Consider the following 12,499-nt stretch of genomic DNA (forward strand, 5'->3'; position numbering starts at 1 on the left):
AAATCAGCGAAGCCCAAAAAGGCCTCGCTGTCATCGTTTTACATAAATAAGTTTCTCTTTTTTCTCCGTAACCCGACCAATAGTGGCCGCCCACGAGAGCCCAGCTGATTTAAGTTTGTCAACATACTCCCGAGCATCTTCTTCACGAATTGAAACTAGGAGACCTCCTGAAGTAATCGCATCACACAGCAAGAGTTGTTCTTCTGGCAAGATATCTTCATACACGACATCATCACTTACCCATTTATGATTGGACTTGGACCCACCAGGAACGACACCATCTCGTCCTAATTCAAGCGCCCCCTCAAGTACAGGGACTTGACTCAATGAAATCTCAAAGCTCACATCACTGCCGCGTGCCATTTCGCTGCTATGTCCAAGTAAGCCAAAACCAGTTACATCGGTAACGGAATGTGGTTGATAATTCATCAACACCTCAGCTGCCGTTTTATTGAGCATCGCCATGGTTTCAGTTACGATTTGTTCCTGCTCACTGCTTACCACACTTCTTTTTATCCCAGTGGTTAGGATACCAACACCAATTGGTTTTGTTAACACGAGAACATCTCCCGGTTTCGCCCCGACATTTTTCCATACCTTATCAGGATGAACGATGCCGGTAACCGATAGGCCAAACTTGGGTTCCTGATCATCAATCGAATGACCGCCCACCGTAATTGCACCTGCTTCTTTTACTTTATCTGCTGCACCCCGAAGGATGTCGGAAAGCATTTCAGCACCAAGTTTCTTAATGGGATAGCCAACAATATTCAAGACGGTTTTCGGCTCACCGCCCATGGCATAGACATCACTTAATGCGTTCGCTGCTGTTATTTGCCCGAACATATAGGGATCATCGACAATCGGAGTAAAGTAGTCAACCGTCTGAATTAATGCAATGGAATCGGTTAAGCGATAAACCCCCGCATCATCAGATGTATCAAGTCCCACTAATAATTCGGGAACAGGTTCTTGTTTTGGTAATAGACGCAACACTTGCGCCAGGTCCTCAGGACCAATTTTGCAGCCTCAACCAGCTTTTGTAGATAATGAGGTTAGGCGAATTTTTTCTTGCTCACTCAACATGTCCACCTCCATTTTACTAGTATAACCCTTTCACTTTCATTCCGCACTTCTTGCGCAAACATTTGCGGAACATCTGGGGATAGGGTAAACTATTTTTACAATCTTGAAGTGAGAAAGTCAGGTTTTTGGGGGTGGATTCTTTGAAAAAATACCATATAGTTGTTGAGTTCTGCATGCAATGAAACTACGCACCTAAAGCTGCGAGGTTCGCGGAAGAGATGTTTAACCATTTTAATCGAAACATTCAAAAGCTAGAACTAATTCCAAGTTCAGGCGGTGCATTCGAAGTCACAGTCAATGGGGAAAAGGTCTATTCAAAACTTGATACAGGTATTTTCCCAGATACAAAAGAAATGATTAAAATCGTGGAGTCAAAATAGAGAAACCCCTCATACCTTTGGATATGAGGGGTTTTTATTGTCAGTAATAGTATTATGTCAACTGAGGTAGAAAAATAAATCCCTTATCCTAGTACTTAAGGCAGGGTAATAAATCTGTTTTTACCTGATCCAATTTCAGTTTTTGAAATAAAAATCTCTAAAATACCATTCGAAAAAGCAGCCGATACTTCTTGTGTCGTAACTGAAAAAGGGAAATCTATTATACGTATCTTTTTTTGATGTTCGGTAGAAGGGGGGTATCTTAAGGCAGATATCATTAATTTTTTTCCTTCTATAAATACCTTTATTTCAGATGCTTCATATTCGCTTAAAATAGCCTCGACAATCCATTCCGTTTCTGTCTCATAAAGATCGATTTGGAATTGAGTCTGATCAAAATACGATGTAAGCGGATCTAAGAAAAAATTCTCGAGCCACTTTTCAACTAAATCAAAGTTTAAGGTCTGATGTTGAGGCTGTCTCTTTTTCTTCATATCTACTCCCCCTTGCTCGTTTCATTTTATTCAGAGTAAGGTAAAACGTGAAATTCATATGATATAATAGGGCAAAAGAACGATGAATGAAGGAGTTTTTTTCGTGAAAGAATGGTTACGAGCAATTCCACCAGTATATGAACTTCAAAATCATAGTAAATTTTTAGCGCTCCTTAATGAGTTTCAGCTGGATCATCCCCAGCTTACGATGCAATTAAAGCATACACTTGAGCAAATTAGGGAGTCCATCCTGGAGGATAAATGGCAAGGTGCCATACCGGGAACAAACCAATTTATTGATGAATTATTTACCACCATGCAAACAAACATTAACAAACAATTTTCCTTTACGATCGAAAAAGTGATCAATGCAACGGGTACCATTTTACATACCAATCTCGGCAGGGCAAGATTAAGCGAAAACGCCATTCGTCATGTTGTGGATACAGCACGAAACTATTCCAATTTAGAGTATAAACTAAATGAAGGGGAACGCGGCTCACGTCATAGTCATGTGGAATCGCTGCTTAAAGAAATCACTGGTGCCGAAGCAGCCATGGTCGTTAATAATAATGCTTCCGCTGTTTACCTCGTTTTAAGGGCATTGGCAAAAAATAAAGAGGTCATCGTTTCAAGGGGACAGCTTGTCGAAATTGGCGGTTCCTTCCGCATATCTTCTATTATGGAGGAAAGTGGCGCCACCCTAAAAGAAGTGGGAACAACGAATAAAACCCATCTTTACGATTACGAGAATGCGGTTACACCGGAAACCGCTATTGTCATGAAGGTTCATACAAGTAACTTTAAAGTTATAGGTTTTACAAAATCGGTTGAAACGGAAGAGCTCATTGAGTTTACAAACGAGTTAGATGACGTTATTTTTTATGAGGACTTAGGCAGTGGTGCGCTTTATGATTTCAGGAAGCATGGAATTGGTGAAGAACCGGTCGTGAAAGAGGTCATCGAATTAGGGGCAGATGTTGTTACCTTTAGTGGGGATAAGCTACTTGGTGGCCCACAAGCAGGAATTATTGCTGGAAAGAAGAATATCATTGACCGTTTAAAAAAGCATCAGTTAGCAAGAGTGGTTCGTGTTGATAAAATGACATTAGCTGCACTTGAAGGAACGTTAATCGACTATGCCCGCGGTGAAAAAGCCATGCAAACAATACCTGTCATTCGCGATTTATTAGTGTCTATTCATGAATTAGACGAAAGATCAAATGCTTTTGTTACAAAATTATTACAAGGCGCAAACGGTTTTCAAGCTAAAATTATTAAAGATGAAAGTCAAGTGGGCGGGGGAACGATGCCTGATGTTGTGCTTCCAACGATGGTCATAGCCTTAAAACATGAGTCGCTTTCTGCGGAACAGATAGGAAGAAAACTTCGAACAGAATCGAAGCCGGCCATTATTGCCCGTATCCAAAAAGAGGAGGTACTTATTGACCTAAGAACAGTTACTCCTGAAGAGGAGGACACCATTATCGACGCACTATTGAATGTGAACCCCTCTTTAAACTAGAGGGGTTCTTGGCCCAGGGTGCTTACGCTTTTTTACATATCATGACTTGAGTTATGTTTTTGACGGGTATGGTTGCGATTCTTTACTTTGTGCGAACCGCTTAATGGTTCTGGCTGCCCTGATTGCTTTGGTGCATTTTTACGCATATCTTTTCCATCATTTTTGTTCATTTTTTATCCCTCCTCACCCTAATAGGATGCAATCATAAAAACATTTTATCCCGAATATTTTTTTCTGATCTGCGCAATTTAATGGGTAAACAAAATGAAGGAGTGAGATAAATTATGCAGAAATATCCTTACAACAAGGACAAGCAAGAGGCTTTTCAAGCGGCACAACAAGGATACGAGGAAGCCCAAGGTCTTTTTGAGACAATTGTCAGTGATAGTGCCAGTTATGGGCATCAACTCAAGCATTTGAAGAATGAAGTCAATGAAGCATATCAACAAATAGAAAGCGCATTAGAAGTTGCTTCTGAACACCAAAAAGCCCAACTGGAACAATTCCAGCAGGATCTGCAAAATATGGTCTATGAAGTAAATCAGACAGAATAATGGAGGCAGGGGGGCCCCGCAAATGGGGGATCCCTGCTTATTTTTATTTTTATTGATTTTTCTTCCGTTTTTTATTGTTCAGTCTTTCCATTGCCGTTTTTTCTGGCTCGCTCGCAAATTCCTCGTTGAAACCAGCCCCTTTTCCTTGACCCTTAGCGGCATTCATTCCCGGAATGACATGATTAGACTTTCGTTTTACCATTTCCTTCACCTCCTGTATATTGTTACTATTTCCTTTCTGTCTTTAATAATGACAAGAAAATAGTTTTTTGAGATAATAATAAAGAAAATGAGAATTCACACTGATCCCAAATCACTCTATTATTAATGCGATTTTCAAAATATTCCGAACAAATTACATAAAAAGCATAAGAAAAACTTATCAAGCACAATAACTTTCTTGTTATTTACTTATGTAGAAGGTTGTATTAAGATTAGAATTGTGAGAAAAGTGAAGTGGGATGGGAAAATTCAAACTTTTCGACTTTTCGTTAATTTTGTTCTATTATGACGAATGAGGGGGTTTTTACACATGGGTAAAAACGATGTATTTAACGCACGAGCTTCTTTTGAAGCCAACGGTAAACGCTACCACTATTACCGTTTAAATGCACTTGAAGAGGCAGGGGTTGGTAAGGTATCAAAATTGCCATATTCCGTGAAAGTCTTACTTGAATCTGTACTTCGCCAATATGATGGCCGTGTAATCACAAAAGAGCATGTTGAAAACTTAGCAAAATGGGGAACAGACGAGTTAAAAGAAGTAGATGTTCCATTCAAACCGGCTCGTGTAATCTTACAAGACTTTACTGGTGTTCCAGCAGTGGTTGACCTTGCTTCTTTACGAAAAGCAATGGCTGATCTCGGCGGTGACGCAGACAAAATCAATCCAGAGAAAACAGTTGATCTAGTTATCGACCACTCTGTACAAGTTGATGCGTATGGATCTGCAGATGCTTTAAGAATTAATATGGATTATGAATTTGAACGAAATGCAGAACGCTACCAATTCTTAAGCTGGGCACAAAAATCATTCAACAACTATCGTGCTGTTCCACCGGCAACAGGTATCGTTCACCAAGTAAACCTTGAGTATTTGGCAGATGTTGTCCATGTTGCTGAAACAAACGGTGAACTAGAAACCTATCCAGATACATTAGTGGGTACTGATTCGCACACTACCATGATCAATGGTCTTGGTGTTCTTGGCTGGGGTGTAGGTGGTATTGAGGCAGAAGCAGGTATGCTTGGTCAGCCTTCTTATTTCCCAGTTCCAGAAGTAGTTGGGGTTAAATTGAATGGTGTGCTTCCAAACGGTGCTACAGCAACTGACCTTGCCCTTAAAGTAACACAAGTTCTTCGTAAACATGGTGTGGTTGGTAAATTTGTTGAATATTTCGGACCTGGGGTATCATCATTACCACTTGCAGACCGTGCAACGATTGCTAACATGGCTCCAGAATATGGTGCAACATGTGGATTCTTCCCCATTGACGATGAATCACTTGCCTATATGCGCTTAACTGGCCGTGAAGAAGAGCAAGTAAAGGTTGTTGAAGAATATTGCAAAGCAAACGGATTATTCTTTGATCCATCATTTGAACCAGTATATACAGATGTAATCGAAATTGACCTTTCTGAAATTGAAGCAAATCTTTCCGGTCCTAAGCGTCCGCAAGATTTAATTCCACTTTCAAAAATGAAACAAGAATTCGTTAAAGCTGTTTCTGCACCACAAGGAAACCAAGGCTTCGGCTTCCAACCTGCTGAGCTCGATAAATCAGCAACGGTTACATTTAACAATGGGGACGAAACGGAAATTAAAACAGGTGCAGTAGCGATTGCTTCCATCACTAGCTGTACAAACACTTCTAACCCATATGTTCTTGTGGGTGCAGGCCTCGTTGCGAAAAGAGCTGTTGAATTAGGAATGGAAGTTCCTAAGTTTGTAAAATCCTTTAGCACCAGGTTCAAAAGTGGTAACAGGATACCTTCGTGATTCCGGCTTACTTCCATACCTTGAGCAAATCGGTTTCAACCTTGTTGGTTACGGCTGTACAACATGTATCGGTAACTCCGGTCCATTAAAGGAAGAAATTGAAAAAACCATTGCGGAAAACGATCTATTAGTGACATCTGTTCTTTCAGGTAACCGTAACTTTGAAGGACGTATTCACCCGCTTGTAAAAGCTAACTATCTTGCTTCACCACCGCTTGTTGTAGCTTATGCTCTTGCTGGTACAGTGAACATCGACTTTGCTACAGAAGCAATTGGTAAAGATAAAGACGGCAACGATGTTTTCTTCAAGGATATCTGGCCATCTACTGCAGAAGTAAATGATGTCGTGAAACGCACCGTTACTCCTGAATTATTCCGCAGCGAATATGCGAACGTGTTCGGTGACAATGAGCGTTGGAACGAAATCAAAACAAGCAATGAACCATTATACACTTGGGATGAAGATTCAACTTATATTGCAAACCCGCCTTTCTTTGAAGGTCTATCACCAGAACCAGGAACTGTTGAACCTTTAACAGGACTTCGTGTAGTTGGTAAATTCGGTGACTCTGTTACAACAGACCATATTTCACCTGCAGGAGCCATTGGTAAAAACACTCCGGCCGGAAAATATTTGCTTGAAAAGGGCGTTCAACCACGTGACTTCAACTCTTACGGTTCACGCCGTGGTAACCACGAAGTCATGATGCGCGGAACATTTGCGAACATCCGAATTCGTAACCAAATCGCACCAGGAACAGAAGGCGGAGTAACAACTTACTGGCCAACTGGTGAAGTTACTTCTATCTATGATGCATGCATGAAGTACAAAGAAAACGGCACTGGTCTAATGGTAATTGCCGGTAAGGATTACGGCATGGGCTCATCCCGTGACTGGGCAGCAAAAGGTACTAACCTTCTTGGGATTAAAACGGTTATTGCCGAAAGCTATGAGCGTATCCACCGTTCTAACCTTGTTATGATGGGTGTTCTACCTCTTCAATTCAAAGAGGGCGAAAACGCTGAAACACTAGGTTTAACTGGTAATGAAACATTTAATGTACAAGTGGATGAAAAAGTAAGACCACACGATTTATTAAAAGTAACTGCTACTGATGAAGCAGGCAGCAAGAAAGAATTTGAAGTAATCGTTCGCTTTGATTCTGAAGTTGAAATTGACTACTACCGTCACGGTGGCATTCTACAAATGGTTCTACGTGAAAAGTTACAAGCATAATTAAAGGGAGGCACCATGTCTAGGCATGGTGCTTTTTTCATGCAATGATTGACAATAGTAAAGAATGTTTACTATAATAAAATTATCAAACGAAAAGGAATGGTAAAGAGGCATGAAGTTTTAATCTTATTTTTCAATTCATTATTCGAATAAACGAAAATGAAGACCTGAAGAATTGGATTAGACTGTCCTTTTTATGTCCTGATCGTATCATACCAAGCCTTTTTAGGTTTATTTGTTGTCCTTCTTTTATGACAGCAACGATACTGTTTATGACATAAACTTTCTTCAGGTTCGCATGAAGGAGGTTTTTTTATGTTTAAAAGTCAAAATTCAGTTATGATACATGTTAAAGGTTTAGAAAAAAGCTATCATTTGCAAAAAATCTTTGACAATATTCAATTTGAAATTAAAAATGGCGAAAAAATTGGCCTCGTGGGGCTAAACGGCACGGGAAAAACTACATTAGCCAATCTTATTTTGGGCAAAATTTTACCAGACAAAGGTGTAATCGAAAAACCAAATGATGTAAAAATAGGGTACCTTACACAATCGATTGACTACGAAGGAAATGATTTTTATCAATTTCTTTCAAATGAAGCTGAATATGATCTATTCCATCATACAAGTGAACTAGGACTTCGAAAGGTATCAAACTGGGAAGAGAGCAGACTATCCCATTTAAGTGGCGGGGAAAAGCTAAAGCTTGCATTATCCATGGTCTGGGCGTCGAAACCAGATGTATTAATCTTGGATGAACCAACCAACCATTTGGATTTTACAGGAATTAAGTGGCTTGTTTCGGAATTAGAAAAGTTCCATGGTCCAGTTTTACTTATTTCTCATGACCGTCATTTTTTAGATCAAACAGTCAATCAAATATTTGAATTAGAAAATGGCAAGATTGGTTTTTACAATGGAAATTACAGTGATTATCGGAAGGAAAAACAGCAACGATTAGAAACACAGAGACACCAATATAATGTCCAGCAGCGCCAAACAGAATTAGTTGAGACTCAAATGGTGCAATTAAAATCTTGGTCAGAAAAAGCTCACCGAAATTCAAGAAAAGAAGAGGGCACAAAAGAATATCATCGAGTAAAAGCCAAAAAGCGAGACAATCAAGTGAAATCGAAAATGAAGCGCCTGCAAAATGAGCTAAATAAAAATAAGGTAGAGAAACCCATTGATGAGGCAAAAGTTCGGTTCGAGTTTGATCAGCATGGAAAAAGAGGCAAACGGATACTAGAGGCAAAAAGGCTGTCTAAATCCTTTGATGACAGAACCCTCTTTCAAGATTCCCAATTCTATATTAATCAAGGTGATCGGGTAGGATTGTTAGGGGAAAATGGCTGCGGGAAAACCACATTAATTAAGATGATCATCGGTATGATGCAGCCTTCAGAAGGTGAGCTTTGGAAAAGTGACACCATTAACATTGCCTATTTAAGCCAAGACGTTGCTGATTTACCAGCAGATCTATCGGCAATTGAAGCATTAGGCTATTCCGACCGAGAATCCATTTTGAAGGCAAGAACGTTACTTGCTAATTTGGGTTTAAAAGAGAGTCATATAACAAAACCAATTGGAATGTTAAGCCTTGGGCAAAGGACACGGGTGAAGCTTGTCGACATACTTATGAAGGAATATGATGTTCTCATTTTAGATGAACCGACGAACCATCTCGATTTACCAAGCAGGGAGCAGCTCGAAAAAACGCTAAAAGAGTATACAGGCACGATTTTGACTGTTTCCCATGATTTCTATTTTTTAAATAACCTTTGTGATCGGCTGCTGGTGTTTGACAATCAACAAATTAAGCGAGTTGAAATGAAGCCGGAGGAATATTTTAATACAAAGACACTCGATAACAGAAATGAAAAACTATTAGTTATTGAAAATAAAATCGCCGCTATTCTAGGTGAATTGTCGCTTATTAATCAAAAGGATCCAAAATATCACGAATTAGACAAAGAATTTAATGATCTGGTTAAGCAAAAACGAGCATTAATGGGGTAAATTGACAGAGGGGCAGGAATTTCCTGCTCTTTTCCCCTATGTATTGCATCCTTTACGAATATTGTTAAAATAACAATGGAAGAAAAATACGCTTTTGTAAGCGGCTTATACATATAAGAGAGGAGATGATTTTAGTGGCAGAAGCCTTTTTACAATCTGTTTACTATGATAATGGTGTATTAAAAATACTCGATCAAACGAAAATTCCAAATGTGACGGAATTTCTTGAAATCTCCCAAATTGAAGATGCCTGGGATGCCATTAAGCAATTAAAAGTCCGTGGTGCGCCAGCAATAGGCATTGCTGCAGCCTATGGATTATTATTAGGTGTCAAAGATGCTCCCGAAAGTTCATTTAAGGATTTTTATCAAGAATTTAAAAAACAATCAGACTATCTAGCAACCTCTCGGCCCACTGCCGTTAACTTATTTTGGGCCTTGAAACGGATGGATGAGCGGGCACAAAAAGAAAAAGACCGTACAGTTGCAAAAATTAAAGAAGCACTAGTAGACGAAGCACATTCCATTCGTAATGAGGATGAAGAAGTGTGCCGATCCATCGGCGAACACGCCTTAACGCTTTTGCAAGACGGAATAGGCATTCTTACCCATTGTAATGCTGGTGGTATCGCTACGGCAAGATATGGGACAGCGCTTGCACCGCTCTACTTAGCCAAGGAAAAAGGCTGGGACATGAAGGTGTTTGCTGATGAAACAAGACCGCTCTTGCAAGGAGCCCGCTTGACTGCCTGGGAGCTTATGCAGGCAGGGATTGATGTTACCCTTATTACTGACAACATGGCGGCAATGGTGATGCAAAAAGGCTGGGTTCAAGCCGTTATAGTCGGTTGTGACCGAGTCGCGGCCAACGGGGACGTAGCAAATAAAATTGGCACCTACGGAGTGGCTTTACTGGCAAAGGCCCATAAAATTCCCTTCTATGTGGCCGCACCGATCTCTACCATTGACCTAGAAACCAAAACCGGTGCAGATATTCCTATAGAGGAAAGAGAGGCATCGGAGATCACTGAAGGATTTGGAAAAAGGACGGCTCCTGAAGGTGTAAAGGTGTTTAATCCTGCGTTTGATGTTACCCCACATGAACTGGTTACGGCTATTATCACCGAAAAGGGGATACTAACAGGAAATTATCAAGGAGAGCTGCCAAAATTATTTCAATGACTATGGCAAAGGCGGGTAACGTATGATTACGGAAATTAAATTTAAGAAACAAATTTGTGATATTGGAAAGAGGATCTACGATAAAGGTTTTGTAGCAGCCAATGATGGGAATATTTCCATACGAATCAGTGACGATCAATTTCTAATTACGCCAACAGGTGTCAGTAAAGGCTCTTTGACACCAGAAATGATTATTAAGGTTGATATCCATGGCAATGTTCTCGATGGGGAGTACCGTCCAACCTCTGAAATGAAAATGCATCTGCTGGTCTATAAAGAACGGCCGGACATCCAAGCTGTCGTTCATGTTCATCCGCCATATGCAACAGCCTTTGCTATAGCAGGCATCCCGTTGGACCAGGCGCTCATGCCAGAGTCAGTTGTCTATCTCGGAACGATACCAATTGCTGAATATGGCACTCCCTCTACCGAGGAAGTGCCCAATGCCGTAAAAAAGCACGTTCGCGAGCACCAAGGGGTGTTATTAGAAAACCACGGGGCATTAACTTGGGGCAAGGATTTGGAGCATGCCTATTATTTAATGGAATCCTTAGAGTTTACGGCAAAAATTAATTGGATAGCTAAGCAGCTTAATGGGGATAGGGAGCTTTCAAAAACGCATGTTAACACACTGGTGGAAATGAAAACCAAAATGGGGATAGCAGGGAAGACCCCGCTAGGTGTAGAAACTTCAGAGGGCATCCATGCGAAAAAAGTAACCACTACAACTGGTTCAGCACTGTCTGAACAAGATCTAAACTATATCATCGAAGGAGTTTCCCGAAAAGTAGTGAACGAATTGAAAAAACATCTTTAGAAAGCAAGCGGATATCGGCTTGCTTTTTCCGTTTATTGTTTTTCAATATAAAAATTCCCCAAATTGTCACAGTTTCGGCATATACACATTTTGTTTCACCTAGGTTTATAGTGTAAAATCAATGTAGCAGATACGAAGTAAAGGAGGATTTTCGGGGATGATGAAAAAAGTAATTGCGGCTGTTGTTTTAGTCACCTTACTCAGTGTAGCGATTGTTCAAGCAATGGATAAAAAAACAGATACACCCGAAACGACAAGTCAGGGAACAGCCAATAAAGAAGGACTTTCTATCGGAGCGAAGGCACCTGATTTTGAACTAAAAACATTGACAGGCGAGACAGCCAAGCTTTCTGATTATAAAGGAAAAAAAGTGATGTTAAACTTTTGGGCAACATGGTGCGGACCATGTAAAGCAGAAATGCCGGAAATGGAGCAATTCTCCAAAGAAATCGGTGATGATACCGTTATTTTGGCCGTAAATATTGACCCACAATTAGATGTTCAAGGATTCGTTGATGAATATAAAATTACTTTTCCGATCCTTCTTGACGCAGAAGACAAGGTAAATGATACCTATCAAATCATCTCAATCCCAACTACCTATTTTATTGATAGCAAAGGGATCATAAAAAATAGATTTATCGGCACCATGAAGCTCGATAACATGAAAGACTTTACCAATAAATTGCACTAAACAGGAGACATTGGTTCAAGCCAATGCCTCTTTTTTTTACAAAAAATATAAACAATCAAATTTTCAAAAAGTTGTAATAATTGCAACCGTTTCCGGGCATAATAACTGTTACAATAGTTGATAAGGAAGGTGATACCAATGAGAAAGCCTAGAAAACGTTCTTTTGCAGAACTAGTTTCTGAAAATAAATCACAACTTTTAAAAGATCGTGCAGCGATGGAAAAGATTGAACAACGTTTAGAAGAAAAACGCCTCGGCAAAGCCGAGTAATCTAAAAAAGATTTCCAATCATCGTTTCCTCTCCTTTGGGCAAACTGTACATAAGGAGGGATAAAGACATGAGTAATGAATCAGGTTATAAAACAAAACAATTTAGACCCGCACATGTGGGGACGCAGCCAAGAAAATCGGATGCGAATAAAGGAAAACAAATGCAGGATACATCTGGGGAACATGCCCAGGTAATGCAGACTAAAGGTGAATAATTTTGGATATAAGACCCATTGGCATTGC

Annotated in this window: 13 protein-coding genes and 1 pseudogene; 10 read left to right on the plus strand and 4 right to left on the minus strand. The window is 40.0% G+C overall.

Features of this window, described 5'->3' with window-relative positions; translation table 11 throughout:
* Window positions 1–30: 30 nt before the first annotated feature.
* Window positions 31–1,086 carry a selenide, water dikinase SelD gene (gene selD / locus RCG19_RS22145; RefSeq protein ID WP_374049567.1) on the minus strand — a complete coding sequence of 352 codons (1,056 nt, stop codon included), beginning with the start codon at window positions 1,084–1,086 and terminating at the stop codon, window positions 31–33.
* 173 nt (window positions 1,087–1,259) lie between these two features.
* Here selD and RCG19_RS22150 point away from each other — a divergent pair, with 173 nt between their 5' ends.
* A complete protein-coding gene (locus RCG19_RS22150; RefSeq protein ID WP_374049630.1) occupies window positions 1,260–1,466 on the plus strand; it encodes an Rdx family protein in 207 nt (68 codons plus the stop codon).
* A 95-nt stretch (window positions 1,467–1,561) separates the two neighbouring features.
* Here RCG19_RS22150 and RCG19_RS22155 read toward each other — a convergent pair whose 3' ends face one another.
* Window positions 1,562–1,960, minus strand: a complete 399-nt coding sequence (locus RCG19_RS22155; protein WP_308108948.1) for an Hsp20/alpha crystallin family protein — start codon at window positions 1,958–1,960, stop codon at window positions 1,562–1,564.
* Between the two features lie 103 nt (window positions 1,961–2,063).
* Here RCG19_RS22155 and selA point away from each other — a divergent pair, with 103 nt between their 5' ends.
* Window positions 2,064–3,485: an L-seryl-tRNA(Sec) selenium transferase gene (gene selA, locus RCG19_RS22160; protein WP_308108949.1), complete on the plus strand. Its 1,422-nt coding sequence runs from the start codon at window positions 2,064–2,066 to the stop codon at window positions 3,483–3,485.
* 32 nt (window positions 3,486–3,517) lie between these two features.
* Here selA and RCG19_RS22165 read toward each other — a convergent pair whose 3' ends face one another.
* The gene (locus RCG19_RS22165) at window positions 3,518–3,655 is read right to left on the minus strand and encodes a small acid-soluble spore protein P (protein WP_066062670.1); all 138 of its coding nucleotides are present in this window, start codon (window positions 3,653–3,655) and stop codon (window positions 3,518–3,520) included.
* Between the two features lie 114 nt (window positions 3,656–3,769).
* Between RCG19_RS22165 and RCG19_RS22170 the strand changes: the two genes are divergently transcribed.
* Window positions 3,770–4,039, plus strand: a complete 270-nt coding sequence (locus tag RCG19_RS22170; protein ID WP_308108950.1) for a hypothetical protein — start codon at window positions 3,770–3,772, stop codon at window positions 4,037–4,039.
* A 49-nt stretch (window positions 4,040–4,088) separates the two neighbouring features.
* Here RCG19_RS22170 and sspO read toward each other — a convergent pair whose 3' ends face one another.
* Entirely contained in the window at window positions 4,089–4,241 is a 153-nt protein-coding gene (gene sspO, locus RCG19_RS22175; protein ID WP_166241289.1) for a small acid-soluble spore protein SspO, read from the minus strand.
* A gap of 330 nt (window positions 4,242–4,571) precedes the next feature.
* On the opposite strand from sspO, the pseudogene acnA reads away from it, so the two are divergent.
* The 7 genes and pseudogenes from acnA to RCG19_RS22210 all read left to right on the plus strand — a co-directional run bounded on the left by acnA (window position 4,572) and on the right by RCG19_RS22210 (window position 12,471).
* A pseudogene (acnA, locus tag RCG19_RS22180) lies at window positions 4,572–7,275 on the plus strand (aconitate hydratase AcnA).
* Window positions 7,276–7,590: 315 nt separating this feature from the next.
* Window positions 7,591–9,294 (plus strand): ribosomal protection-like ABC-F family protein, encoded by a 1,704-nt coding sequence (abc-f, locus tag RCG19_RS22185; protein WP_308108953.1) that lies wholly within the window; start codon window positions 7,591–7,593, stop codon window positions 9,292–9,294.
* Window positions 9,295–9,419: 125 nt separating this feature from the next.
* Complete coding sequence (gene mtnA, locus RCG19_RS22190) at window positions 9,420–10,475, plus strand: S-methyl-5-thioribose-1-phosphate isomerase (protein WP_308108954.1); 1,056 nt, start codon at window positions 9,420–9,422, stop codon at window positions 10,473–10,475.
* Window positions 10,476–10,497: 22 nt separating this feature from the next.
* On the plus strand, window positions 10,498–11,292 hold the full coding sequence (locus tag RCG19_RS22195; RefSeq protein ID WP_308108956.1) for a class II aldolase/adducin family protein: 795 nt from the start codon (window positions 10,498–10,500) through the stop codon (window positions 11,290–11,292).
* A gap of 157 nt (window positions 11,293–11,449) precedes the next feature.
* Window positions 11,450–11,986, plus strand: coding sequence for a redoxin domain-containing protein (locus RCG19_RS22200; protein WP_166241299.1), 537 nt, complete (start codon window positions 11,450–11,452; stop codon window positions 11,984–11,986).
* Window positions 11,987–12,124: 138 nt separating this feature from the next.
* Entirely contained in the window at window positions 12,125–12,256 is a 132-nt protein-coding gene (locus RCG19_RS22205) for an FbpB family small basic protein (RefSeq protein WP_007087036.1), read from the plus strand.
* A 68-nt stretch (window positions 12,257–12,324) separates the two neighbouring features.
* Complete coding sequence (locus tag RCG19_RS22210) at window positions 12,325–12,471, plus strand: acid-soluble spore protein N (protein WP_166241301.1); 147 nt, start codon at window positions 12,325–12,327, stop codon at window positions 12,469–12,471.
* Window positions 12,472–12,499 lie beyond the last annotated feature (28 nt).

The sequence above is a fragment of the Neobacillus sp. OS1-2 genome (genome assembly GCF_030915505.1).
In the GTDB taxonomy this organism is placed as follows: domain Bacteria; phylum Bacillota; class Bacilli; order Bacillales; family Cytobacillaceae; genus Neobacillus.